This window comes from Solibacillus sp. iso_87, from assembly GCF_056173085.1.
Map to the genome: position 1 here is coordinate 57,501 of NZ_CM149656.1, position 26,642 is coordinate 84,142.

A 26,642-nucleotide genomic window follows, 5' to 3' on the forward strand; every position below is an offset into this window, starting at 1 on the left:
TAGCCGTATCGGAAGGTGCGGCTGGATCACCTCCTTTCTAAGGATTTTTCGGAATCATTCCCTTGGGGAATGAAACATTAACGGTTGCTGTTCAGTTTTGAAGGTTCATTCTTAAATGAATGGAACACTTCAAAACACTCGTTCTTTGAAAACTGGATAAAACGACATTGAAAGCAATAAATCAAATTTCTATTTTATAGATTTTTAAACAAGTCAAGCAATTGACGTGTAAACTTAAATCTTAGATCTCTGATCTAAGTGTTAACTTTTGGTTAAGTTAATAAGGGCGCACGGTGGATGCCTTGGCACTAGGAGTCGATGAAGGACGGCACTAACACCGATATGCCTCGGGGAGCTGTAAGTAAGCTTTGATCCGGGGATTTCCGAATGGGGGAACCCACTATCTTTAATCGGATAGTATCTTCACGTGAATTCATAGCGTGTTGAAGACAGACGCAGGGAACTGAAACATCTAAGTACCTGCAGGAACAGAAAGAAAATTCGATTCCCTGAGTAGCGGCGAGCGAAACGGGAAGAGCCCAAACCAAAGAGCTTGCTCTTTGGGGTTGTAGGACACTCTATACGGAGTTACAAAAGAATGAACTAGACGAAGCGACTTGGAAAGGTCCGCGAAACGAGGTAAAAGCCCTGTAGTCAAAAGTTCATTCCCTCCAGAGTGGATCCTGAGTACGGCGGAACACGTGAAATTCCGTCGGAATCCGGGAGGACCATCTCCCAAGGCTAAATACTACCTAGTGACCGATAGTGAACCAGTACCGTGAGGGAAAGGTGAAAAGCACCCCGGAAGGGGAGTGAAATAGATCCTGAAACCGTGTGCCTACAAGTAGTTAGAGCCCGTTAATGGGTGATAGCGTGCCTTTTGTAGAATGAACCGGCGAGTTACGATTACGTGCGAGGTTAAGTTGAGAAGACGGAGCCGCAGCGAAAGCGAGTCTGAATAGGGCGAATTAGTACGTGGTCGTAGACCCGAAACCAGGTGATCTACCCATGTCCAGGGTGAAGGTGAGGTAACACTCACTGGAGGCCCGAACCCACGCACGTTGAAAAGTGCGGGGATGAGGTGTGGGTAGCGGAGAAATTCCAATCGAACCTGGAGATAGCTGGTTCTCTCCGAAATAGCTTTAGGGCTAGCCTCGTGATTGAGAATACCGGAGGTAGAGCACTGTTTGGACTAGGGGGGCATCTCGCTTTACCGAATTCAGACAAACTCCGAATGCCGGATATTTATACACGGGAGTCAGACTGCGAGTGATAAGATCCGTAGTCAAGAGGGAAACAGCCCAGACCACCAGCTAAGGTCCCCAAGTAATCGTTAAGTGGAAAAGGATGTGGCGTTGCTTAGACAACCAGGATGTTGGCTTAGAAGCAGCCATCATTTAAAGAGTGCGTAATAGCTCACTGGTCGAGTGACGCTGCGCCGAAAATGTATCGGGGCTAAACGATTCACCGAAGCTGTGGATGCATACTTTGAGTATGCGTGGTAGGAGAGCGTTCTAACAGCGTTGAAGTCAGACCGGAAGGACTGGTGGAGCGGTTAGAAGTGAGAATGCCGGTATGAGTAGCGAAACATGGGTGAGAATCCCATGCACCGTATGACTAAGGTTTCCTGAGGAAGGCTCGTCCGCTCAGGGTTAGTCGGGACCTAAGCCGAGGCCGATAGGCGTAGGCGATGGACAACAGGTTGATATTCCTGTACCACCTCCTCACCGTTTGAGAAATGGGGGGACGCAGTAGGATAGGGTAAGCACGCCGTTGGTTGCGCGTGTTCAAGCAGTAAGGCGTGTATGTAGGCAAATCCGCATACTTTAACGTTGAGCTGTGATGACGAGCTCGTATGAGCGAAGTTCCTGATTTCACACTGCCAAGAAAAGCCTCTATCGAGGTGAGAGGTGCCCGTACCGCAAACCGACACAGGTAGTCGAGGAGAGAATCCTAAGGTGTGCGAGAGAACTCTCGTTAAGGAACTCGGCAAAATGACCCCGTAACTTCGGGAGAAGGGGTGCTTCTTTGGGTGCATAGCCTAGAGAAGCCGCAGTGAATAGGCCCAGGCGACTGTTTAGCAAAAACACAGGTCTCTGCAAAACCGTAAGGTGACGTATAGGGGCTGACGCCTGCCCGGTGCTGGAAGGTTAAGAGGAGCGGTTAGCGCAAGCGAAGCTGTGAATTGAAGCCCCAGTAAACGGCGGCCGTAACTATAACGGTCCTAAGGTAGCGAAATTCCTTGTCGGGTAAGTTCCGACCCGCACGAAAGGCGTAACGATCTGGGCACTGTCTCAACGAGAGACTCGGTGAAATTATAGTACCTGTGAAGATGCAGGTTACCCGCGACAGGACGGAAAGACCCCGTGGAGCTTTACTGTAGCCTGATATTGAATTTTGGTACAACTTGTACAGGATAGGTAGGAGCCAGAGATCTCGGAGCGCCAGCTTCGAAGGAGGCGTCGGTGGGATACTACCCTGGTTGTATTGAACTTCTAACCCATGCCCCTTAGCGGGGTAGGAGACAGTGTCAGGCGGACAGTTTGACTGGGGCGGTCGCCTCCTAAAAGGTAACGGAGGCGCCCAAAGGTTCCCTCAGAATGGTTGGAAATCATTCGTAGAGTGTAAAGGCATAAGGGAGCTTGACTGCGAGACCTACAAGTCGAGCAGGGTCGAAAGACGGGCTTAGTGATCCGGTGGTTCCGCATGGAAGGGCCATCGCTCAACGGATAAAAGCTACCCCGGGGATAACAGGCTTATCTCCCCCAAGAGTCCACATCGACGGGGAGGTTTGGCACCTCGATGTCGGCTCATCGCATCCTGGGGCTGTAGTCGGTCCCAAGGGTTGGGCTGTTCGCCCATTAAAGCGGTACGCGAGCTGGGTTCAGAACGTCGTGAGACAGTTCGGTCCCTATCCGTCGTGGGCGTAGGAAATTTGAGAGGAGCTGTCCTTAGTACGAGAGGACCGGGATGGACATACCGCTGGTGTACCAGTTGTCTTGCCAAAGGCATCGCTGGGTAGCTATGTATGGACGGGATAAGTGCTGAAAGCATCTAAGCATGAAGCCCCCCTCAAGATGAGATTTCCCATTACGCAAGTAAGTAAGACCCCTGAAAGACGATCAGGTAGATAGGTTCGAGGTGGAAGTGCGGTGACGCATGCAGCTGACGAATACTAATCGGTCGAGGACTTAACCACATTTTATTGCGCAATTCAATGAAACGTTTATCCAGTTTTGAAAGAATGAAAATTTTTTCAAGGGTTTCAAGACACAAGCTAGTCGAGGAAACGACTGAGTGATTGAAGGAGCGTACTTAAGTACGTGACTGAAAGAGCGAAGGAAGTTGACGAAGGATAGCGCCGTGGATTGGAAGCCGATAATAGTGAAGTGATGATGGCAAAGAGGTCACACCCGTTCCCATACCGAACACGGAAGTTAAGCTCTTTAGCGCCGATGGTAGTTGGGGGCTTCCCCCTGTGAGAGTAGGACGTCGCTTCGCACATGTAAACCCACTGAGAAATCAGTGGGTTTTTTGTTTTGTTTAAAAACTTTTATTACGTATTATTTCAATGCTGACAGTAACAATTATACTGTGGTCAAGGGAAGTGGTTGAATTTGTAGCGAGGGGCCGTTACAACGGCTGATCATTTATTAATGATTGTGATGAAAGTAGTAATTCATTTAAGAACTTTAAGTACTCAATATTGGATTTATTATTAGCTAACAAAACTGCGTAACTAATTGCGTCAATGGTGGTCTGAAAGATGGAGGAGCCTTATAATAGAAGAACAATGAAAATGAGGTGAACGTGGTGAACAATGATCGACCAATCGTACAAGCATTAAAAAAGTTTGTTGCGGATGACCCGCAATCTTTTCATGTGCCTGGGCATAAAAATGGGTTGCTGTCGAATTTGCCAAATGAAATTAAACAGGCATTAAAATATGATGTAACCGAACTGACAGGGCTGGATGATTTCCATCATCCAGAAGAAGCTATTCAACAGGCAGAGCAGCTCCTCGCATCTACATATGGGGCGAGTCGGAGTTTCTTTTTAGTGAATGGTTCAACAGTTGGAAATTTGGCAATGATTTATGCAACGTGTGAAAAAGGAGATACAGTACTTGTTCAAAGAAATGCACATAAATCTATTTTTCATGCATTGGAACTTGTAGGAGTGAATCCTGTATATGTTTCACCAAAGTGGGATATAAAAAGTCAGACAGCGGGTTGTGTCGATCTAAAGACATTAGAGCAAGCCGTAGCGAGCTATCCCCATGCGAAAGCCGCTATTTTTACGTATCCGACTTATTACGGGGTGACAGCAAATGATTTAGCGGAACAAATTGAATTGTGCCACGCATATAAGATTCCGGTTCTAGTTGATGAAGCACATGGTGCACATTTAACCGTATCGGAGGAGCTGCCTGCTTCAGCATTGGAGCTAGGTGCAGATGTTGTTGTCCAGTCTGCTCATAAAACATTACCTGCTATGACAATGGCTTCCTTTTTACATATGAAATCATCGTTAGTAAGCGAGCAGAAAGTAAACCGCTATTTACGTATGTTACAATCGAGTAGTCCATCGTATTTATTATTAGCTTCCCTAGACGATGCAAGAAGTTATGTGGCGAATTATACGGAAGCTGATTATGCGTATTTTATAGAGAAACGCCAGCAATTTATTGAATCTTTGACAATGGCAACGGATTTACAGGTTGTTGAAGGGAATGATTCATTAAAACTCTTAGTCCGTGCTCCGGGTTATACAGGATTTCAATTAAAAGAAGCATTGGAAAAAATGCATGTATATGTAGAGTTGGCAGATGCAAAACAAGTGCTTTTAATTTTACCGTTATTAAAGCAGGGAGACTCTTATTCAATTACGGATTTATGTAACCGTATGAAAGAAGTATATACACATTTAAAAAACTTCCCCAGCATTAAAAATACAAATAAAATTGAAAACTTCGAAACGATGGCGATTACACAACCAGAGTATAGCTTTGAGGAAATAGAGAGGGCAGAAAAAGAATGGATTCCCTACAAGCGAGCTATTGGACGAATTGCAGCTACAACAATTATTCCGTATCCGCCTGGAATTCCATTACTCGTACAAGGTGAAAAAATTACGGGAGCGCAAATTAGTCAGGTAGAGGAGCTACTCGCTATCGGAGCAATATTCCAGGGAGATCACCGATTACAGGAGAAATTAATACAAGTCATAATATAGATGCAGGGAGAATATAAAAAATGCAAAGGAATTTATTTATTACGTTTGAAGGCGGGGAAGGTGCCGGAAAAACGAGTGTATTAAAGGCAATTGGCGAGCGTTTAAAAGAAAAGCGTATTGAGGCATTACTAACACGTGAGCCAGGCGGAATTGAAATCGCCGAGAAAATCCGGGCGGTTATTTTAGAACCGGCACATACAGAAATGCATGAGCGGACAGAGGCATTATTATATGCTGCAGCGCGGGCACAGCATTTCTATGAAAAAATTACGCCTGCATTGGAAGAGGGAAAGCATGTATTATGCGATCGGTTTATTGACTCGTCATTGGCATATCAAGGTTATGCACGGGAAATCGGAGTCGATGATGTACTTTCTATTAATGAATTTGCGATAGGAAAGCGACTTCCGGATGTAACGATTTTCTTTAATATTGCACCTGAAAAAGGATTGGCGCGTATTCATGCGACGCGCACTGATGAAATTAACCGATTAGATTCTGAAGGAATGGTATTTCATAAAAAAGTATATGAAGGGTACGAGGAAGCAATGAGACGATACCCTGATCGCTTTAAAATGGTGAATGCCGACCAGTCTATTGAAATGGTGATAGAAGAAGTATGGGGGATTTTAAATCCGTTATTAGGGTAAAAGTAAATGAAGTGTACCTTTTATTTATGATATAATAGAGGAACCAATTCAATGAAGGGGTGAGTACGGATGAAGTTAGTAGTAGCAGTAGTGCAAGATCAAGATAGCAACCGCTTATCGAATGCATTAACAAAAAACAACTATCGTGCGACAAAATTAGCGAGTACAGGTGGGTTTTTACGATCGGGGAATACGACATTTTTAATAGGTACGGATGATTCTTTAATTCCAAAGTTATTAGATATTATTCGTGAAAACTGCCGATCACGTGAGCAAATGGTTGCTCCTGTATCTCCAATGGGGGGTAACGCAGATTCTTACATCCCGTACCCTGTTGAAGTTGAAGTTGGAGGAGCGATTGTATTTGTATTACCAATCGAACAATTCCATCATTTTTAATTTCTTTCAACAGACTGAAAGAAATTGAAGCCCCTGTCGGTATTGGTAAATTTGCGCAGCCATCATTATTGCGTTAATAAAGCCTAGTTCGGTAGTAAGTATAGTGGGGCGTTATTTCTTGGAGGCGAATGGTAAATGAAGATTAATCAAGATCTCCGAACAAATCTAAATGCGAATCGCAATGATTTGCGTCCGGCAAATCAAAACGGAAATCGCTTTGGTGACATGATTGTAAAGCAAGAGTCGAAAATGCAGTCAGAGCAGCTCACAAGATTAATGGGTGATATATCTACAGCGGGAGACCGAGTAGCACGATCACGGAATTTACGTGAATTAGCACGCTTTAAAATGCTTGTGAAACGTTTTTTACAGGAAGCAGTAGATTATGGACTTGAGACGAAGCAATCACATACATGGAACCGTTTTGGAGAAGGTCGCCGCTTAAAAATTGTTGAAACTATTGATGAGCGTCTTGTCGAATTGGCAGAAGATATTTTAAATGAAGAAAAAGAGTCTATTGAGTTATTAGCGAAAATTGGCGAGATTAAGGGACTTTTAATAAATCTGTATATGTAAAAAATGCCCGTGTCTTTGTTGTGCACTAGACACGGGCATTTTTCCAAGCAGAAAATATATTGTTTGAATTGTACATAGGGGCATTCAAATAAATAGAAGCGGAAATGAAAAAGGTGAGGGAATTGACACGAACTATTGAAGAGCTTACGAAGCTGCAACCTGTAGTGATGAAGCAATTACAAACAATTGTAGATAAAAATCGTTTAGCACATGCCTATATATTTGAAGGTGAAAAAGGTACGGGTAAACGAGATGTCGTCTCTTTTTTTATGAAACTTCTTCTTTGCGGAAATTTGTCAGAAAATGTTCCATGTGAAACATGTCGAAATTGCAGACGAGTCGATTCGGGAAATCACCCGAATATTTGGCAAGTAGAACCTGATGGACAATTTATTAAAATTGATCAAATAAGAGATTTAGTTGCTGAAATGAAGATGACAGGTGTAGAGGAAGGCAAGAAAATTTATGTGCTTCATCATGCAGATAAACTAAATATTGCTTCTGCTAATATGCTTTTAAAGTTTTTAGAAGAGCCGGACGGACAGGTCGTGGCGATTTTATTAACCGAGCAAATCCAATCTATCATTCCGACAATTCGTTCTCGTTGTCAGCATATTAAATTTGCTAAAGCGCCTCGTACTACACTGATGGATCAGCTGGTAGAAAAGGGAATTACAAATTCAATGGCATCGACAACAACCATGGTGACAAATGATCTTGAAACAGCTATTGCACTTGCAAATGATGAGCAATTTGTACTTGCACGAAAAACAGTGTTAAAATTAGTAGAGATTGTTCATCAAAATGTTCATGAAGCACTATTATATATTCATGAAGAATGGCTTCCACTTTTCAAAGAAAAAGAAGATATGGAGCTAGCACTGGATTTGCTGCTGTTTGCTTACCGTGATATTGTAGCGATTAAAGCGAACCAGCAAGCAAAGTGCACGTATCCCGATATGTATCAACGATTTAATGATATGGCACTCGTATTGACATATGAAAAGCTGTCACGCCAAATGCAGTCTATTTTGCAGGCCCGAACAAATTTAAATCGTAATATGAATCGTACGTTATTGATGGAACAGCTTATGCTGAATCTTCAGGAGGGGTATACATTTGTATAATGTAGTCGGAGTTCGCTTTAAAAAAGCGGGTAAAATATATTATTTTGATCCAGCCGCTTATATTTTGGAAGTTGGCGAATATGTAATTGTTGAAACTGCTCGGGGAATTGAATATGGCAAAGTCGTTGTACCAATGCGACAAGTCGGGGAGAATGATGTTGTTTTACCATTAAAACAAGTAGTTCGACCAGCCGATGAACGTGATCGTTTCCAGGTAGAAGAAAATACTATTGAGTCAAAACGTGCATTTGAATTAGCGAATACGAAAATTGTTGAGCATTCGTTGGATATGAAGCTCGTTGACGTTGAATATACATTTGATCGCAATAAAATTATTTTTTATTTTACAGCAGAAGGGCGTGTAGATTTCCGGGAATTAGTAAAGGATTTAGCTAGTGTATTCCGTACGCGAATCGAGCTACGTCAAATTGGTGTTCGCGATGAAGCGAAACTGCTTGGCGGAATTGGTCCATGTGGAAGAATGCTTTGCTGTTCGACATTTTTAGGTGATTTTGAACCTGTGTCGATTAAAATGGCAAAGGACCAGAATTTATCGCTGAATCCGACAAAAATCTCCGGGTTATGCGGACGTTTAATGTGTTGTCTAAAATACGAAAATGATGATTATGAAATTGCAAAAGAAGGCATGCCAGACATCGGTGATTTATCAATGACACCAGAAGGCGAAGGCAAAGTCGTCGGATTAAATGTATTAGAGCGACTCATTCAAGTATATTTGACGAAGCAGGAGCGTATGGTTGAATATACGCTTGAAGAGCTTATGCAATATGAGAAAAATCTGATATAGATAGAATTAATGGGGTGGCTTGAGTGAAGGACCGTAATTTTTTGGATACTGTTATGGAGTTCGAACAACAGCTTGAATCAATGCAACAGCAATTTAGCGCACTTAAGCAATTTGTTGCGCATATGATGGAGGAGCATCAGACGCTTCAAACAGAAAACCTTCACCTACGTACGCGCTTAGAAGAACTATTAGCGAATGAAGCAACTGCAAGTAAACGAGTAGAAGAGCTGAAAAAAGAACCAGTAGATATTGGCGAAGGGTACGATAATTTAGCAAGGCTTTATAATGAAGGTTTCCATGTATGTCACGTGCATTTTGGAAGCTCACGTAAAGGTGAAGATTGTTTGTTCTGTCTATCATTTTTAAATAAACAAAATGGTTAAAAACAAAAGGCTGAATCTGCTAAAGTAGATATCAGTCTTTTGTTTAGAAAAGACTGATTAAAATAGCAGTTAAGTGGAGGATTTAATAGTGGAACAATGGTTGAAGGATGATGAGCGATTAGATTATTTACTGGCGGAAGATTTACGAATTATTCAAAGCCCATCCGTCTTTTCGTTCTCATTAGATGCAGTATTACTGGCGCGATTTGTACAAGTCCCGAAAAGTAAAGGACATATTATTGATTTATGTTCAGGCAATGGGGTAATCCCGCTCTTTTTGAGTGCGCGGACAAATGCAAAAATTACAGGTGTAGAATTACAGCCGCGGTTGCATGATATGGCAACACGGAGTATTGCATACAATAACTTGGCACAACAGATCGACATGCAGCTTGGTGATGTGAAAGATGCACCTGGAACACTTGGTATTGAACAATATGATGTTGTGACATGTAATCCTCCTTATTTTTTGGCGCATGAGTTGAGCGAAAAAAATACGAGCGAGCATTATGCGATTGCTAGGCATGAGCTGTATTTAACGCTTGATGAGGCAATCGAAGCAACAAGCCGTCTATTAAAACAAGGCGGAAAGGCGGCCTTTGTACACCGACCAGGCAGGCTTTTGGATATTGTAAGTGCGATGCGCGCAAATCGGCTGGAGCCAAAGCGCATTCAGTTTGTTTATCCAAAACGCGGGAAAGAAGCGAATACATTACTGATTGAAGCAATTAAAGACGGCAAGCCGGACTTAAAAGTTTTGCCACCATTGTACGTATATGAGGATAATAATGAGTATACGCCAGAAGTGAGGGCACTTTTATATGGAGAAGGAAACTAAACATTACTTTTATGTGTTAGAGTGCAGTGATGCTACACTATATGCAGGCTATACGAATAATTTAGAGAAGCGAATTGCAACACATAATGCAGGTAAAGGGGCAAAATATACACGAGCACGAGTACCAGTAACGTGTATTTATTTTGAGACATTTGAAACAAAACAGCAGGCAATGTCCGCTGAATATGCATTTAAACAACTAAAGCGTCCCCAAAAAATAAAGTATATAAGGAGTGCTACAGATGAATTCACAAAAAAGTAGCCAGCATGAACAAGGGAGCTGTCTATACTTAGTAGCAACACCAATTGGCAATTTAGAAGATATGACGATGCGTGCACTGCGTATTTTAAAAGAAGTCGATATTATTGCTGCAGAAGATACCCGCAATACGAAAAAGCTATGTAATTATTTCGATATTCAAACACCGCTTATTAGTTACCATGAGCATAATATTGAAGTAGGCGGCGAGAAACTGCTAGGCTATTTACAAGAAGGAAAATCCATTGCATTAGTAAGCGATGCAGGTTTGCCTTGTATTTCTGATCCTGGTGCAGATATTGTCGTAAAAGCAATTGCTGAAGGATTTGCTGTCGTACCAATCCCTGGAGCCAATGCCGCGTTAACTGCTTTAATTGCATCCGGTCTTTCTCCACAGCCGTTTTATTTCTTCGGCTTTTTAAAACGAAGTAAAAAGGAACGCAGAGAACAGCTGGAAAAATTGTCGAAGCGAGAAGAGACACTGATTTTTTATGAAGCACCACATCGTTTAAAGGAGACATTGAAAGACTTACAGCTCGTATTAGGTGACCGCAAAATTACACTGGCACGGGAATTAACGAAGAAATTTGAAGAGTTTTTGCGAGGCACAATAGAAGAAGCGATCATTTGGGCAAGTGAAAATGAAATTCGCGGGGAGTTCTGTATCGTGCTGGAAGGAAATACTTCCGGTGAAACTGAAGATGACGAAGATGCTTACTGGACAACAATGTCATTGGATGAGCATGTTACTTATATAATAGAAGAAACTCAATTATCTTCAAAAGAAGCAATTAAAGAAGTAGCCAAATTGCGAAACATACCAAAACGTGACGTTTACCAGGCGTATCACCAATAAAAAAGCGTTGAAAAGTCATCATACTTTTCAACGCTTTTTATATTTGGTAAAATAATACTTTACTTTACATAAACTAGTGAACGCGTAACCGCTTCAGTTGTTTAAATAAGTGATATTATTTTTTTAAGTTTTCTTGAATTTCTTTCACTAATGCTTCTGCACCTTCAGAAGACAAGATTAATTTACCGCCTACTAAACGCATGTTTTCATCAGAAACTTCACCAGTTACTGCACATGTCATGTTAGGCATGTATTTTTTTAAGATGATTTTGTCGTCGTCCACATAGATTTCTAAAGCGTCTTTTTCAGCAATACCTAATGTACGGCGTAATTCGATTGGAATTACTACACGTCCTAATTCGTCTACTTTACGTACGATACCTGTTGATTTCATATTAATATTTCCTCCTATATAAGAAAAGTTATTTAAATTCGTCAAAATTCGACATTCATCCTGATCTAGTTAAAATCATAACAATTAATACCATAAACGTCAATAATTTAGCATTCATATTTCCTTCGTTTAGGAAACTTTTTTGTCATATTTGTACTTTTTAAGGAAATTATAAAAAAATTTTACCATGGAATATTTAGAATAGTCGGAATGATTTAAGTAATTACCAAGATTTAGTTAAGATTATTCGACAAATCTTAAATCCAATAAACTTTCATTGAAACAATTTTCGTACTTCGTTAGAATAAGACTTATACTTAACAAACAAATGGAGGCACTTTCGTGAGTGAACAACAAACATTCTATATAACAACCCCAATTTATTACCCGAGTGGAAAGTTCCATATCGGTACTGCATATACGACAGTTGCATCTGATGCAATAGCGCGATATAAGCGTCTAAAAGGATTTGATGTTCGTTTTTTAACAGGCATGGATGAGCACGGACAAAAGATTCAGGAAAAAGCACAAGAAGCTAATATGCATCCACAAGATTATGTAAATGAAATTGCAGAAGGCGCCAAAAAATTATGGAATACTATGGATATTTCCTATAATGACTTTATTCAAACCACTGAATCGCGACATAAAGATTCTGTAGAGAAAATTTTCCAGAAATTTTTAGACAACGGTGACATTTACAAAGGCGAGTATGAAGGACTTTATTGTGTACCTTGTGAGTCTTATTATACTGAGACGCAATTAGTCGATGGAAAATGCCCGGATTGTGGGCGAGATGTGCAAAAAGTAAAGGAAGAGTCATATTTCTTTAATATGAAGAAATACTCGGACCGCTTACTTGCTTATTATGAAAATAATTTAGAGTTTATCGAGCCGGAATCTCGTAAAAATGAAATGATCAATAACTTCATTAAACCGGGTCTGGAAGATTTATCTGTTTCCCGTACATCATTTGACTGGGGAATAAAAGTACCAGGGAATCCGAAACATGTTATTTACGTATGGGTAGATGCATTATCGAATTATATAACTTCTTTAGGATACGGTTCTGACAATGAAGAGCTATTCAATAAATATTGGCCGGCAGATGTCCATGTAGTAGGGAAAGATATTGTTCGTTTCCATACAATTTATTGGCCGATTTTCTTAATGGCATTGGACTTACCATTACCAAAGAAAATTTTTGCACACGGTTTCATTATGATGAAAGACGGAAAAATGTCGAAATCTAAAGGTAATGTCGTGTATCCGGAAATGTTGATCGAGCGATACGGTTTGGATGCAACACGATATTTCCTATTGCGTGAGCTGCCATTTGGTCAAGATGGCGTATTTTCACCTGAATCATTCGTCGAGCGTACAAACTTCGATTTGGCAAATGATTTAGGAAACCTTTTAAACAGAACAGTTTCAATGATGAACAAGTATTTCGATGGGGTAATTCCTACTGAAAACTTGGAAGCGACACAATTTGATGCAGCATTAAAAGAGCATGCTGAAAGTGTACGTATTAGATATGAAGAAAGTATGGAAAAAATGCAGTTTAGTGTCGTACTTTCTGAATTATGGTCTTTAGTTTCTCGTACGAATAAATATATCGATGAAACATCTCCTTGGGTATTGGCAAAAGAGGAAGCCGACAAAAACAAACTTGCTGCTGTAATGAATAATTTGGCAGAGAGCTTACGTCATATTGCAGTTATGATTCAGCCATTTATGACAAATGCGCCAAAACAAATTATTGAACAATTAGGTCTTGATGAAAAATCATTACAATGGGACACAATTGAAACATTCAGTAATGTTATTCCGAAAAACATAAAAGTTGCGGAAAAAGGAACACCGATCTTCCCGCGTCTTGATACAGAAGTGGAAGTAGCTTACATTCGTGAACAAATGCAAAGCTCTGTTAAAACAGTACAGGAAGAAGAAACGCCAACAGTTGAAGTACCGGATACAGAAGAAATTACAATTGATGATTTCATGAAAGTGGATTTACGTGTTGCGACAGTATTGGCATGTGAACCAGTAGCAAAAGCCAAGAAATTATTAAAGCTGCAAGTTGATTTAGGTTATGAACAACGTCAAGTTGTATCAGGCATTGCAGAACATTATAAACCGGAAGAACTTATCGGTAAAAAGGTAATTGTCGTGGCCAATTTGAAACCTGTTACATTACGCGGCGAATTATCGCAAGGGATGATTTTAGCAGGCTCACATGATGGAGTTTTAACGTTGGCTACTGTTGATCCGAAATTAGCAAATGGCGCACAAGTGAAGTAATTGGGAAAGAGTCTGTTGGACCGGAAAAGTTCAGCAGACTTTTTCATTATTTTACAAATAATATATATAAAACTATCTTAATATAATTTATATATGGTTGAAAAAGGATGTTTAGTGGTTTTTTGGCACCTTATATCCCAATTTTTAACGCTTAAACAATAATAAATTTGTATTTTGTAATCTATATGTAATAATACTGAAAACTAAGAAATATGATCTATGAGTACAATACACGATAGGAGAAATGAATATGAGCACATTTATAGATACACATGTCCATTTAAACGCAGATCAGTATGATGAAGATTTACAGGAAGTAATTGACCGTGCTATTGAAGCCAACGTTGAAAAGATGGTTGTCATCGGCTTTGACAAAAAAACGATAGAGCGTGCGATGCAACTAGTAGAGGATTACGATTTTATTTATGCAGTAATTGGTTGGCACCCGGTAGATGCAGTTGATTGTACAGATGAGTATTTGAACTGGATCGAAGACCTGGCAAAGCACCCTAAAGTTGTCGGGATTGGTGAGACAGGACTGGATTATTACTGGGATAAATCTCCAAAAGATGTTCAACAGTATTGGTTCCGTAAGCAGATCCAATTGGCTAAAAAACTCGAATTACCAATTATTATTCATAATCGCGATGCAACAGGAGATGTTGTGCGAATTCTACAAGAGGAAGACGCAGCAGTTGTTGGCGGGATTATGCATTGTTTCGGCGGTAGTGTTGAAACAGCTCGCGAATGCATAAACATGAATTTCATGATTAGTCTTGGAGGACCGGTAACATTTAAAAATGCACGTCAGCCAAAAGAAGTCGCGGCAGAAATTCCGCTGGAGCATTTGCTCATAGAAACAGATGCGCCTTATTTAGCCCCACATCCATTTCGAGGAAAACGAAATGAGCCGGCATTCGTTACATTGGTGGCAGAGGAGATTGCCCGTCTGAAAGAATTGCCTGTGGAAGAAGTTGCTAATAAAACAACGGAAAATGCAAAGCGCTTTTTTAAAATTCAATAATGAAATCGTCAAAATAATGGTAGAAATTCATTGCGGATTTTTACGTTAAGATTGTTTTTTAAAGTGCAAAAGGTTCATGATGAAAAGTCGCCTCCAATACTAGTTGCAGTACGAGTTCAAGCAAAATGCCCAATTTTTGATAAATTCTTTTTTATTGACAGTAAGAAAACTAGTACGTATAATCCAACTTTGTATTAAGGAGGCGTTATTTTCATGTCAAATCAATCCATGAAAAGCCAGTTCTTAGGATCATTGAGGAGTAAGCAAACAGGGGTCCGAATTCTTTCTGTAGTCCTGTTTGTATCTGTAATTGCATTTGTTCTATACCACGGAACTAAAACTCCCGTTACGTTAACAGCTGACGGAGAGACCACAAAAATTTATACACACGCAACTACGGTTGATGAGCTACTTACAGCTCAAAATATAGATTATACAAAATATGATAAAGTATCACCCTCACTGAGTACCAGTATTGATAGTGGAATGTCAATAGAATGGGAACAGGCAAAAGAAGTAGTAATTTCAGTTGATGGAAATCAGTCTAAAGTTTGGACAACTGAAAATGTAGTGAAGAACATTTTGGAAGAAGCAAATATTGAAGTAACAGAGCATGATCTTGTATCACAAAGCTTAGATACAGAAGTAGGAGCCGATAACAAAATCGATATTCAAAAAGCGTTTCAGTTAACGCTTGTCGATGGCAAAAAAGAGAGACAAGTATGGTCCACTTCGACTACGGTCGCTAACTTTTTAAAACAACAAGAGGTTCAATTAGGTGAATCAGATCGTGTCGAGAAAGGTTTGGAGGAAGTTATCGCTCCAAATGATAAAATCGCAGTTGTTCGCGTAGAAAAGGTTACCGATGTAGTGGAAGAATCAGTAGATTTTGCAATTGAAAAGAAAAATGATTCTTCTTTATTAAAGGGCAAAGAAAAGGTTGTTTCAGAAGGTAAAAAAGGTAAGGTAGAGCGTACATACTCTATTGTTAAAGAGAATGGTAAAGTCGTTTCGAAAAAACTTGCTTCTGAAAAAGTAATTAAAAAACCAAAAACAAAAGTTGTATCTGTAGGGACAAAAGTTGTCACTGCAAATGTTTCCCGATCCAGTGAACCAAGTTCAGGGAAAGAGTTTTATGTAACAGCAACAGCATATACACCAAATTGTGCAGGCTGCTCAGGTATTTCGGCAGCAGGTCTTAACCTGCGCGCAAATCCGGATATGAAGGTCATTGCAGTAGACCCTAAAATTATTCCATTAGGAAAAAAAGTATGGGTTGAAGGCTACGGGAATGCAGTAGCTGCTGATACAGGCGGTGCTATAAAAGGTAAAAAAATCGATGTTTTAGTACCGACAACGTCCAAAGCAAAAAGTTGGGGGCGTAAAAAAGTACGTATTAAAGTACTGAACTAAATTTTATCTCCATGCAGCAAATTCTTTTTATACCGAAAGAATAGCAGCAAGGACAGAGAACATTCACCTTTTATTTGGGTGATGAATGCTTGTTCTGTTCGTTTCAGCTGGGTTTTCAAACGCCTGCTGAATGTAGGGGAGCTCCTTGGCAGGTGTCATAGACTTTCTAAAGGGACAACGGCTGACTGACCCGCATGATGTATGCCTAAAAATTTGAATATCAATTACGCCGAGGTGTAATTGATATTCAGTTGTGTTATTTAATCAATAATCCAAAATGTATATCGGCTTTCTCGCTTTTTGACTGATGGCGAGGGAGCTTTTTTCATTGAAGTTAGCACAGCGGTAACAAAGTGCAATCTATGGTAAAATAGCGAAAGACTAAGTTAGAAATGAGGAACGTTTCTTGGATATACAAGAGATTATTGTTGTTGAAGGAAAAGACGATACAACAGCGATTAAGCGTGCGACAGGAGCAGATACTATAGAAACAAACGGTTCTGCAATCTCGGATGAAGTACTGCGCCGTATTGCACATGCCCAGAAAAAGAGAGGCGTCATTGTATTTACGGACCCTGATTACCCGGGCCGCCGTATTCGCGCAATTATAGAAGAGCGGGTACCAGGTGTGAAGCATGCGTTTTTAGCAAAGGCGAAAACAATTGCCAAGAACGGCAAAAGTTTAGGGATTGAACACGCAAATAATGAGGATATCCGTGAAGCATTAAGCAATGTTTATACATTGGCGGATTCCCAAATTGAAGAAAGAATTACATTGGAAGATTTAATGACAGCTAAACTGATCGGACACCCGCAATCAAAAAAACGTCGGGATCAGTTAGGGGAAATTTTAAATATAGGAATGACAAATGGTAAACAGCTTCATAAACGATTGATGATGTTTCAAATAACAATCGAGCAGTTTGCAGAAGCAATTTCGCAATTAGATCAGGAGGATACGCATGCATAAAGACATTGCTACACCGGTACGTACAAAAGAAATTTTAGAAAAATACGGATTTTCATTCAAAAAGAGCTTAGGACAAAACTTTTTAATCGACCCGAACATTTTACGTAATATCGTCAGTCACGCTAATTTAACAGAAAATAGTGGAGCGATTGAAGTTGGACCTGGGATAGGTGCATTGACAGAACATTTAGCCCGCGAAGCAAAAAAAGTCGTATCGTTTGAAATCGATCAACGCCTTTTACCTGTTCTGGAGGATACATTAAGTCCTTATGATAATGTGAAGATTGTCCATTCAGATATTTTAAAAGCGGATGTCGCACAAGTAATCGAGGAAGAAATGCCAGGTATTGGAGATATTATGGTCGTGGCTAATTTACCTTATTATGTGACAACACCGATCTTAATGAAGCTTTTAAATGATCGTTTACCGATTCGCGGCTTTGTCGTGATGATGCAGAAGGAAGTAGCGGACCGTATTACCGCAAAACCGGGTACGAAGGCATATGGCTCTTTATCAATTGCAATTCAGTATTACGTAACAGCGGAAATCGCAATGGTTGTACCGAAAACGGTATTTATGCCGCAGCCAAATGTGGATTCGGCAGTAATCCGCTTAATCAAACATGAAAATCCTCCGGTGAAAGTAATTGACGAGGACTTCTTATTTGAAGTATCCCGTGCTTCGTTTGCACAACGTCGTAAAACAATTTTAAATAATTTACAAAACGGACTTGTTAATGGTAAGCAAAATAAAGAGCTTATCCTTCAAGCATTAGAAGAAGCCGGAATTGAACCATCACGTCGTGGTGAAACATTGTCAATTCAAGAATTTGGCAAATTAGCAGACTGCTTATATCCTCACTTTTGTGTACGACAATAAAGAGAATATCACATCAAAAAATTTTAAGAAATCTTAAGAAAAAAGTTGACGACATTGTATCACGGTGATAAAATATTATATTTTATTGACATTTCAACTACATCATGGTACACTATTTTATAGTGAGGTGTATGCGAAAATGCCAAAAACGTTAGCAGACATTAAAAAATCATTGGATAGTCATTTGGGTAAACGTTTGCAATTAAAAGCAAATGGTGGTCGCAAGAAAACAATTGAATGCGAAGGCGTCTTAAGTGACACTTACCATGCAGTGTTCGTTATTGAACTAAAGCAGGAAGATAATGCGTGTAAGCGCGTATCTTACAGTTACACAGATATACTTACCGAAGCAGTAGAGATTACTTTTTTAGATGATGCTGTAGCTACCATCAAATAGTTTTTCTAGTACTTATTTTAATATTTTTAAAAAAGCGCTCATTTAAAGTGAGTGTTTTTTTCTTTTTTGCACATGCTAAAAGCGTCAACGAAAAGGAGGTTTTTTGCATGGCAAGACAAAAAATCATGTCGAGTCGTCTAAAGGAAGAGATTGCAAAAGAACTTGGATTTTACGACGTAGTTCAACGTGAGGGTTGGGGCGGTATTAAAGCCCGTGATGCAGGAAACATGGTAAGACGTGCGGTTGAAATGGCTCAAGAAAACTTAGCTAGACAATCGCAGAACAACCAAAAATAAGTTGACACAAAGATGGCACCATCGTAGGTTCTCGCTTACGGTGGTGTTATTTTGATTGCAGGAAAGCAATTTACTTAATCCTTAGAATGTCTTACTGCTGAATTGTCCGGCATGCATTTTTTTTACGATAATTAGCCAAGAAAAGTGAATGTTTTCGTGCATAATACAAGGCTTCCGTATGGTAAAATAGGGGCAATAGAATTTTAATCGCGTATTACATATTATGCGTGCCTTATATAGTAGGAGGAATTTTTAATGTTATATGTAAAAGCACCCGCAAAAATTAACTTAACACTCGATGTGCTTTATAAACGTCCGGATCATTATCATGAAGTGGAAATGATTATGACAACGGTCGATTTGGCAGATCGAATTGGACTGGAATCACGAGCAGACGGCCAAATTAAAATTGCTTCGACAGATAATTTTGTTCCGGATGATCAGCGGAATTTTGCTTACCAGGCAGCAGAGCTTTTAAAAAATACATACGGTATTAAAGAAGGCGTAACCATCTCAATTGAGAAGCAAATTCCTATAGCTGCGGGTCTAGCGGGTGGAAGCAGTGATGCAGCGGCTACATTGCGCGGTTTAAATGAGCTTTGGAATCTAAATTTAACGTTGGACGAGCTTGCGGAACATGGAGCGAAAATCGGTTCTGACGTATCATTCTGCGTCTATGGCGGTACAGCTTTAGCAACAGGGCGCGGGGAAAAGATTAAAGAACTATCCGCACCTCCAACTTGCTGGGTCGTTTTGGCCAAGCCGAAAATTGGCGTATCGACAGCGGATGTATACGGTGGCTTGAATATTGAAGGGCTACAGCATCCAAACACGAAAGAAATGATTAAGGCAATTGAAACGGAAGATTATGAGCTAATGTGCAATTCACTTGGAAATGTTTTGGAAACTGTAACATTTAAGCTTCATCCGGAAGTTATAACAATTAAAGAACAAATGCAGCGCTTTGGTGCCGACGCGGTACTAATGAGCGGAAGTGGTCCGACAGTATTTGGGCTAGTGGAAAATGAAGCACGTGTCAGCCGAATATATAATGGGTTACGTGGTTTTTGTGAGGAAGTTTATGTAGTACGTATGTTAGGGGAACGAAATCCACTTGCATAAATACGTATAATTATGGTAATTTGACTATTAAATATTCGTATTTTAATAATTAGTGTTTAGGAGAGGGTCGCATGAAATGGAAGCGCAGTGAACGCCTTGTAGATATGACTTACTATCTACTTGAGCATCCACATCAGTTGATCCCGCTAACTTATTTTTCTGAGCTTTACAGTTCTGCAAAGTCTTCGATCAGTGAAGATTTAACAATTGTAAAGGAAACATTCGAAGAAAAAGGAATTGGGCTTTTAATTACCGTACCTGGTGCAGCAGGCGGTGTTAAATATATCCCTAAAATGGCGGAACAAGAAGTTCGTGATATAATTGGGGAATTTATGGGAGAACTTAGTCAATCCGATCGACTATTACCGGGTGGCTATTTATTTATGACGGATCTTTTAGGAAATCCGGAATTGATGAATCGCGTAGGTAAAGTATTTGCGAGCGTGTTTGCAGATCGTCAAATTGATGTCATTATGACCGTAGCGACAAAAGGGATCTCAATTGCACATGCGATTGCAAGACATTTAAATGTCCCGGTTGTTGTTGTACGTCGTGACAGCAAAGTGACTGAAGGTTCAACAGTGAGTATTAATTATGTATCAGGATCTTCTCGTCGTATTCAAACGATGGTTTTATCAAAACGTAGTATGAAAAGTGGCCAGCGTGTATTAATTACCGACGACTTTATGAAAGTCGGTGGCACGATGAATGGTATGAAGAACTTACTGGAAGAATTCGAATGTGAGTTGGCGGGTATCGCTGTATTAGTAGAAGCACAGCATGCTGATGTTACATTAGTAGATGATTACTATTCTTTAGTAAAACTACAGGAAGTAAATGAGAAAGATCGCACAATTGCATTAAGTGAAGGTAATTTTTTTCAAAAGGAGAGAAATTAAAATGAAAACAGTTTCAACAACAAATGCACCAGCAGCAATCGGTCCATATGCACAAGGTATTGTAGTAAATAACATGTTTTATTCTTCAGGCCAAATTCCACTGACAGCTTCAGGGGAACTTGTAGAAGGCGATATCGAAGTACAGACAAATCAAGTATTCGAAAACTTAAAAGCTGTTTTAGCAGCAGCCGGTTCTTCTTTAAACCAAGTTGTTAAAACAACAGTATTTATGAAAGATATGAATGATTTCGCTATAATGAATGAAGTGTATGCAAGCCATTTTGGTGAGCACAAGCCAGCTCGTTCTGCAGTAGAAGTTGCCCGTTTACCAAAAGATGTAAAAGTTGAAATTGAAGTCATTGCATTAGTAAAATAATAATTTCTTTGTTCTAATTTTGAATAATATTGTTTATAGCTTAAATCCACGGCTTTCTAATTTTAGAAAAGACGTGGTTTTTTTTTACTAAAAAAATATTTTGACTCTATTTACAGCAGTTATAAAGAAAATCCTCATAAATAAGTAGAATATTTAGTTTATTTTAATAATTATAAAAATTGTAGATAGAAAAAAATTACATTATATTGTATTCTATTGATAAATGATGTATTTTTAGAAATTTTCTGGATGATAGAAGGATTATAATCTTTCATCCCGAATACTAAAAATTACACATCAAACTACAGGGGGTATAAATAATGGAAGTAACTGACGTAAGACTACGACGTGTTCAAACAGAAGGACGTATGCGTGCAATTGCCTCAATTACGCTAGATGATGAATTTGTCATCCATGATATTCGTGTAATTGACGGGAATACTGGTTTATTTGTAGCTATGCCTAGCAAAAGAACACCAGATGGCGAATTCCGCGATATTGCACATCCGATTAATTCGAATACGCGTAATAAAATTCAAGAAATCGTTTTGGAAGCTTTCCATACATCTGCTGAGGAAACTACAGAGGAAACTTTGGAGCTTGAAGAAGTGAATGTTTAATATTAATTAGGGTCACTCATATGAGGAGGCTCTTTTTTTTATGAAATATTTTATATGCAGAAATGTTCTATAACAGAAAAGAAAAAACAACAATAAGGTCGAAAATATACTGATTATTTACTTTTTAACGTAAAATTTTGCTGAATTAGTACACAAAAGAAAATGTGTCAAACTATTATAGATATTTTAAATTCAAACATTTGTCAAGTCTGAATACCTTGAAAAGATTATGAAATTGCTTTATAGTCATAAGAGAAAATGAGCTAAATTGGAGGACTTGTAATATGACGAATATTTTTGCGGTCGTGCTAGCGGCTGGTCAAGGTACACGAATGAAGTCCAAATTATATAAAGTGCTTCACCCAGTATGCGGAAAGCCAATGGTGGAACATGTAATCGATCATATCAGCTCATTAAATGTTGAGCGTGTCGTAACTGTTGTAGGACATGGTGCAGAGCTGGTAAAAGAAACACTTGGAAATAAGAGTGAGTATGTTTTACAAGAAGAACAACTAGGTACAGCGCATGCAGTTCAGCAAGCTGAGCCGATTTTAAGCGGACTTAGCGGAACTACACTTGTCGTATGTGGTGATACTCCTTTAATTCGCCCTGAAACAATGCAGGCACTGCTTGATCAACATGCATCTCAAAATGCAAAAGCAACTATTTTGACAGCGGTTACAGATGACCCGACTGGCTATGGTCGTATTTTACGTAACGAACATGGACAAGTGTCGCAAATTGTTGAACAAAAAGATGCTACATCTGAACAGCAGCTTGTGAAAGAAATTAATACAGGCACGTACTGCTTCGATAATGAAGCATTGTTTGAAGCACTTAAGCTCGTAAAAAATGAAAATGCACAAGGTGAATTCTATTTACCGGATGTTATTGAAATTTTACAAAAGCAAGGTGAAACAGTTGCAGCTTATGTAACAGAAAACTTTGATGAAACGCTTGGCGTAAATGACCGCTTTGCTCTGTCTCAAGCTGAGGAGCTTATGCGTGCACGTATTAACGAACGTCATATGCGCAATGGTGTAACGATTATTAATCCGATTTCCACACATATTAGTGCAGACGCTGTAATCGGAAGTGATACGGTTCTTTTACCTGGAGTGATCATTGAAGGAAATACGGTTATTGGCGAAGATTGTAAAATCGGTCCGAATAGCCATATTGTAGACAGTCAAATTGGTAATGCAACAACGATTCATAGTTCAGTTGTGTTAAACAGCCAAGTCGGCAATGAAACAGCAGTAGGTCCGTTTGCACATTTACGTCCGGAATCTTCATTAGGAAACCATGTGAAAATTGGTAATTTCGTTGAAGTGAAGAAGAGTACTTTAGGTGATGATACGAAAGTGTCTCATTTAAGCTATATTGGCGATGCAGACGTCGGCAGTAACGTAAATATTGGCTGCGGTTCGATCACTGTTAACTACGACGGTAAAAACAAATATAAAACAACTATTGAAGACGATGTATTCATTGGATGTAATTCGAACTTAGTTGCTCCGGTAACATTGAAAAAAGGTTCTTTCATTGCTGCGGGGTCGACAATTACTAAAGAAGTTCCGGAAGATGCATTGGCGATTGCACGTGCTCGTCAGGAAAACAAATTAGGCTATGTAAGTAAATTAAATTCAAAATAAAATTAACTAAAATACAGGAGGCCATCATGCCGTATCAATACGCTGACTCAAAATTAAAAATCTTCTCATTAAATTCTAACAATCCACTTGCCAAAGAGATTGCCGATGAAATGGGTCTAGAACTAGGGAAATCATCTGTTAAACACTTCAGTGATGGAGAAGTCCAAATTAGCATTGAAGAAAGTATTCGAGGAATGGATGTATTTATTGTTCAATCTACTTCTGCACCTGTTAATGAGCATTTAATGGAACTTTTAATTATGATTGATGCTGTTAAACGTGCATCTGCTCGTACAGTAAACGTTGTTATGCCTTACTATGGCTATGCACGTCAAGACCGTAAAGCAAAAGCGCGTGAACCAATCACTGCTAAATTAGTGGCAAACTTACTTGAAACTGCAGGTGCAACTCGTGTAATCGTATTGGATCTACACGCACCTCAAATTCAAGGTTTCTTTGATATTTTAATCGACCATTTAGTGGCTGTACCACTACTTGCTGAACATTTCGGGACAAAAGGATTTAATGAAGAGGAATTAGTTATTGTTTCTCCAGACCATGGTGGTGTAACACGTGCGCGTAAATTAGCAGAGCGCTTAAAAGCTCCGATCGCAATTATTGATAAGCGTCGTCCAAAACCAAACGTGGCAGAAGTAATGAACATTGTTGGTAATGTAGATGGTAAAGTATGTATTTTAATCGATGATATTATCGATACGGCAGGTACGATTACGATTGGTGCAGAGGCATTAATTAAGAGCGGTGCTAAAGAAGTTTACGCATGTTGTTCACACCCTGTATTATCAGGTCCAGCAATTGAGCGTATTGAAAATTCTCCAATTAAAGAATTAGTTGTAACAAACACAATTCAATTATCCGAAGAAAAACTTTCTCCAAAAATTCAGCAATTATCAGTTGCTAAATTAATGGCAGATGCAATCTCTCGTATTTACGAAAATAAATCTGTTAGTACATTATTTGACTAATCAATAGCAAAACAGCTTAGGAATATTATTTCCTAGGCTGTTTTTTTATTTCCTAGTATCTTTACAGGCAAATATCTTCAAAAAATCTGACAATTTATTAAGTTTAGGGTGGACAAAGATAGGGTAAATGTATCTTTGTATAATTATTTAAGGGGGACGATGGAATATGACTACAGTATTACAAGCAACGAAGCGAGAAACTGGGAAACGTTCGATATTAACCCAACTTAGAAATGAAGGCCAACTGGCAGGCGTGCTGTATGGCTATGAAACTGAAACAACACCAATTTCGTTGGATTATAGAGACACTGCTAAAGCAGTTCAAACATATGGTTCAACAAGCGTGTTTAAAATTGAAGTAGGCGGGAAAAGAGTAAATGCAGTACTTACTGATATCCAACGTGATGCACTAAAAGGACATGTCAAGCACGTTGACTTCCTTGCTATCAATATGAAAGAAGAACTTGAAGTGGATGTTCCAATCGCATTTATCGGAACTTCAGTTGGTGTAAAAGAAGGTGGAGTAATTACTCAACCTAACCATACATTGAAAATTAAAGTGAAGCCAAGCGAAATTCCAGACACAATTGAAATCGATGTATCCGAATTAGCAGTTGGTGAATCGTTATCTGTGGGTAATGTTCGGGATCAATTTACAGCGTTTACGATTGTAGATAATGATGACTACACATTAGCAACGGTAACACCGCCAGCAGCACCAGTTGAAGATGTTGATGCAAATGCAGATAATGTAACAGCCGATGATCTTGATGCAACGGGAGAAAAATTATCGCCTGAAAAACCAGGTAGAGAAGATTAAGCAATTGGACAGGCCGCTCTATTATATAGAGCGGTTTTTTAATGCTAAAAAAATACTTCGACATCCGAAAGAAAATAAGTATAATAAAATGGAGATGAGTAAATATTAAGAAAAATTAGAGGTCTTTATGAGAACACATAATGAAAAAATGAGTATTTACCATGGGATGGCATCTGCTGTTGCACAAAATACTTCAAACAGCTATATTCCGATTTTTGCAATGACGATTCTTGGTGCGACAAATTATCAGGTCGGTTTGATCAGTTCTTTGCCACCGTTAATTACATTGCTAATGACGTTGCCGGCTGCCATTTTACTAAACCGTGCATTTGAACAAAAAAGGCTTGTTGCTTTCTCCGTATTGGCAGCACGCTTTGTTTTCCTGCTAATTGCTTTTATTAGTTATGTACCAGGCAGTTTTGGTTCATGGCTGCTGCTTGGCCTGATTGCTGCGATGAGTGTACCGAATACGATGGCTAATATGGGCTGGCAGTCTTTTATCGGCAATATTATTGAGGAAACGCGTCGAGCCCAGTTTTTCAGTGACCGTAATCGATTGCTTACAGTAGTAGGCCTATTTGTTACATTAACGATTGGCATCGTTATGAAAGACATGACCGCTAATCGGATAGCTTATCAAATACTATTCATGTTTACGTTTGTTATCGGGGTTGTTGAACTGTATTTTTTATTAAAGCATGATGAACCGGCGCGTGAACTAAATGTGGAAAAGAAACGTGCAATGGATTGGTCGATTTTTAAAGACAATAAATATGTCCTGTTTTTAATTGTTGCGCTTGTTTTTAACTTTGGCTGGCAAATGGCATGGGGTGTTTTTAATATTTATAATGTTCGTTATGCAGAAGCGACAATCTTTTGGATTAGTATGTTCAATGTTGCAAATATGATTGCCCAAATTTTTTCATTTTCACTTTGGCGAAAATGGTCGCAAAAATATGGCAATATGAGTGTATTCGTCTGGGTTGCTTTTGGTATGTCGACAGCACCATTACTGATGGTTTTATCGACTAACCTTTATTATTTAGTCGCAATGTCCTTTCTTTCCGGATTGTTTGTTTCAGGAACGGTTTTAATATTATTTAATTTATTGCTGGAAAATTCACCGCAGGAAGTCCGCACATATTGTATAACAACTTATAATGTGCTGCTGGCAGTCATCGCGTTTTCTTCTCCGCAAATCGGAATTTGGCTGCTCGAAACTTACTCGATGGAAACAGCGATGTATTTATCGACAGCAGTTCGCTTTTTTGCAGCAGTAGGCTTTTTGGTGCTCTTCATTGTAAGGAAAATGCGCGAGAAATCATTGTCACAATACTAGAGGACGATACATACTT

Annotated in this window: 26 protein-coding genes and 3 rRNA genes (1 of these 29 only partly in view); 28 read left to right on the forward strand and 1 reads right to left on the reverse strand. The window is 39.3% G+C overall.

Going from position 1 to position 26,642, the window contains the following annotated elements:
- The 13 genes from AC0VXV_RS00250 to rsmI form a co-directional block, all read left to right on the forward strand.
- Nucleotides 1-37, forward strand: a 16S ribosomal RNA gene (locus AC0VXV_RS00250); it begins 1,520 nt to the left of the window's first position.
- 233 nt (nt 38-270) lie between these two features.
- Nucleotides 271-3,199, forward strand: a 23S ribosomal RNA gene (locus tag AC0VXV_RS00255).
- 186 nt (nt 3,200-3,385) lie between these two features.
- Nucleotides 3,386-3,501 (forward strand): 5S ribosomal RNA (gene rrf, locus AC0VXV_RS00260).
- The 16S, 23S and 5S rRNA genes sit together here, the layout of an rRNA operon.
- A gap of 312 nt (nt 3,502-3,813) precedes the next feature.
- Nucleotides 3,814-5,235 (forward strand): aminotransferase class I/II-fold pyridoxal phosphate-dependent enzyme, encoded by a 1,422-nt coding sequence (locus tag AC0VXV_RS00265; protein ID WP_475529867.1) that lies wholly within the window; start codon nt 3,814-3,816, stop codon nt 5,233-5,235.
- A gap of 20 nt (nt 5,236-5,255) precedes the next feature.
- Complete coding sequence (tmk, locus tag AC0VXV_RS00270; protein WP_475529868.1) at nt 5,256-5,885, forward strand: dTMP kinase; 630 nt, start codon at nt 5,256-5,258, stop codon at nt 5,883-5,885.
- 69 nt (nt 5,886-5,954) lie between these two features.
- Entirely contained in the window at nt 5,955-6,284 is a 330-nt protein-coding gene (locus AC0VXV_RS00275; RefSeq protein ID WP_079523149.1) for a cyclic-di-AMP receptor, read from the forward strand.
- 135 nt (nt 6,285-6,419) lie between these two features.
- Complete coding sequence (locus AC0VXV_RS00280; protein WP_475529869.1) at nt 6,420-6,860, forward strand: YaaR family protein; 441 nt, start codon at nt 6,420-6,422, stop codon at nt 6,858-6,860.
- Between the two features lie 104 nt (nt 6,861-6,964).
- Nucleotides 6,965-7,987 carry a DNA polymerase III subunit delta' gene (gene holB, locus AC0VXV_RS00285; RefSeq protein ID WP_475529870.1) on the forward strand — a complete coding sequence of 341 codons (1,023 nt, stop codon included), beginning with the start codon at nt 6,965-6,967 and terminating at the stop codon, nt 7,985-7,987.
- On the forward strand, nt 7,980-8,795 hold the full coding sequence (locus tag AC0VXV_RS00290) for a PSP1 domain-containing protein (RefSeq protein ID WP_008408311.1): 816 nt from the start codon (nt 7,980-7,982) through the stop codon (nt 8,793-8,795). The genes holB and AC0VXV_RS00290 overlap by 8 nt, the downstream gene beginning before the upstream one ends.
- A 23-nt stretch (nt 8,796-8,818) precedes the next feature.
- Entirely contained in the window at nt 8,819-9,178 is a 360-nt protein-coding gene (yabA, locus tag AC0VXV_RS00295; protein ID WP_079523146.1) for a DNA replication initiation control protein YabA, read from the forward strand.
- Between the two features lie 88 nt (nt 9,179-9,266).
- Nucleotides 9,267-10,016: a tRNA1(Val) (adenine(37)-N6)-methyltransferase gene (locus AC0VXV_RS00300; RefSeq protein ID WP_475529871.1), complete on the forward strand. Its 750-nt coding sequence runs from the start codon at nt 9,267-9,269 to the stop codon at nt 10,014-10,016.
- A complete protein-coding gene (locus AC0VXV_RS00305; RefSeq protein WP_475529872.1) occupies nt 10,000-10,278 on the forward strand; it encodes a GIY-YIG nuclease family protein in 279 nt (92 codons plus the stop codon). Before AC0VXV_RS00300 ends, AC0VXV_RS00305 begins: the two co-directional genes overlap by 17 nt.
- Complete coding sequence (rsmI, locus tag AC0VXV_RS00310; RefSeq protein WP_475529873.1) at nt 10,259-11,131, forward strand: 16S rRNA (cytidine(1402)-2'-O)-methyltransferase; 873 nt, start codon at nt 10,259-10,261, stop codon at nt 11,129-11,131. The genes AC0VXV_RS00305 and rsmI overlap by 20 nt, the downstream gene beginning before the upstream one ends.
- Before the next feature lie 115 nt (nt 11,132-11,246).
- On the opposite strand, the gene AC0VXV_RS00315 is transcribed toward rsmI, so the two are convergent.
- Nucleotides 11,247-11,525 (reverse strand): AbrB/MazE/SpoVT family DNA-binding domain-containing protein, encoded by a 279-nt coding sequence (locus AC0VXV_RS00315; protein ID WP_285848974.1) that lies wholly within the window; start codon nt 11,523-11,525, stop codon nt 11,247-11,249.
- A gap of 342 nt (nt 11,526-11,867) precedes the next feature.
- On the opposite strand from AC0VXV_RS00315, the gene metG reads away from it, so the two are divergent.
- From metG to AC0VXV_RS00390, 15 genes are all read left to right on the forward strand, one after another.
- Nucleotides 11,868-13,829, forward strand: a complete 1,962-nt coding sequence (metG, locus tag AC0VXV_RS00320; protein ID WP_475529874.1) for a methionine--tRNA ligase — start codon at nt 11,868-11,870, stop codon at nt 13,827-13,829.
- A 250-nt stretch (nt 13,830-14,079) separates the two neighbouring features.
- Entirely contained in the window at nt 14,080-14,853 is a 774-nt protein-coding gene (locus AC0VXV_RS00325; RefSeq protein WP_475529875.1) for a TatD family hydrolase, read from the forward strand.
- Nucleotides 14,854-15,066: 213 nt separating this feature from the next.
- Nucleotides 15,067-16,266 (forward strand): ubiquitin-like domain-containing protein, encoded by a 1,200-nt coding sequence (locus AC0VXV_RS00330; RefSeq protein WP_475529876.1) that lies wholly within the window; start codon nt 15,067-15,069, stop codon nt 16,264-16,266.
- 406 nt (nt 16,267-16,672) lie between these two features.
- Nucleotides 16,673-17,236, forward strand: coding sequence for a ribonuclease M5 (gene rnmV / locus AC0VXV_RS00335; protein ID WP_475529877.1), 564 nt, complete (start codon nt 16,673-16,675; stop codon nt 17,234-17,236).
- Nucleotides 17,229-18,116, forward strand: coding sequence for a 16S rRNA (adenine(1518)-N(6)/adenine(1519)-N(6))-dimethyltransferase RsmA (rsmA, locus tag AC0VXV_RS00340; protein WP_475529878.1), 888 nt, complete (start codon nt 17,229-17,231; stop codon nt 18,114-18,116). Before rnmV ends, rsmA begins: the two co-directional genes overlap by 8 nt.
- Before the next feature lie 139 nt (nt 18,117-18,255).
- Nucleotides 18,256-18,513 (forward strand): biofilm formation stimulator Veg, encoded by a 258-nt coding sequence (gene veg / locus AC0VXV_RS00345; protein WP_008408296.1) that lies wholly within the window; start codon nt 18,256-18,258, stop codon nt 18,511-18,513.
- A 107-nt stretch (nt 18,514-18,620) separates the two neighbouring features.
- Complete coding sequence (locus tag AC0VXV_RS00350) at nt 18,621-18,809, forward strand: small, acid-soluble spore protein, alpha/beta type (protein WP_079523137.1); 189 nt, start codon at nt 18,621-18,623, stop codon at nt 18,807-18,809.
- Nucleotides 18,810-19,064: 255 nt separating this feature from the next.
- Nucleotides 19,065-19,931, forward strand: coding sequence for a 4-(cytidine 5'-diphospho)-2-C-methyl-D-erythritol kinase (gene ispE, locus AC0VXV_RS00355; protein WP_475529879.1), 867 nt, complete (start codon nt 19,065-19,067; stop codon nt 19,929-19,931).
- Between the two features lie 71 nt (nt 19,932-20,002).
- The gene (gene purR / locus AC0VXV_RS00360) at nt 20,003-20,830 is read left to right on the forward strand and encodes a pur operon repressor (RefSeq protein ID WP_079523135.1); all 828 of its coding nucleotides are present in this window, start codon (nt 20,003-20,005) and stop codon (nt 20,828-20,830) included.
- Nucleotide 20,831: 1 nt separating this feature from the next.
- Complete coding sequence (locus AC0VXV_RS00365; protein WP_251691549.1) at nt 20,832-21,206, forward strand: RidA family protein; 375 nt, start codon at nt 20,832-20,834, stop codon at nt 21,204-21,206.
- 320 nt (nt 21,207-21,526) lie between these two features.
- A complete protein-coding gene (gene spoVG / locus AC0VXV_RS00370; protein ID WP_475529880.1) occupies nt 21,527-21,826 on the forward strand; it encodes a septation regulator SpoVG in 300 nt (99 codons plus the stop codon).
- A 284-nt stretch (nt 21,827-22,110) separates the two neighbouring features.
- Nucleotides 22,111-23,481, forward strand: a complete 1,371-nt coding sequence (gene glmU / locus AC0VXV_RS00375) for a bifunctional UDP-N-acetylglucosamine diphosphorylase/glucosamine-1-phosphate N-acetyltransferase GlmU (RefSeq protein ID WP_475529881.1) — start codon at nt 22,111-22,113, stop codon at nt 23,479-23,481.
- Nucleotides 23,482-23,507: 26 nt separating this feature from the next.
- Nucleotides 23,508-24,467 (forward strand): ribose-phosphate diphosphokinase, encoded by a 960-nt coding sequence (locus AC0VXV_RS00380; protein WP_079523132.1) that lies wholly within the window; start codon nt 23,508-23,510, stop codon nt 24,465-24,467.
- Between the two features lie 166 nt (nt 24,468-24,633).
- A complete protein-coding gene (locus AC0VXV_RS00385) occupies nt 24,634-25,287 on the forward strand; it encodes a 50S ribosomal protein L25/general stress protein Ctc (protein ID WP_413080035.1) in 654 nt (217 codons plus the stop codon).
- Between the two features lie 127 nt (nt 25,288-25,414).
- Nucleotides 25,415-26,626, forward strand: a complete 1,212-nt coding sequence (locus AC0VXV_RS00390; protein ID WP_475529882.1) for an MFS transporter — start codon at nt 25,415-25,417, stop codon at nt 26,624-26,626.
- Nucleotides 26,627-26,642 lie beyond the last annotated feature (16 nt).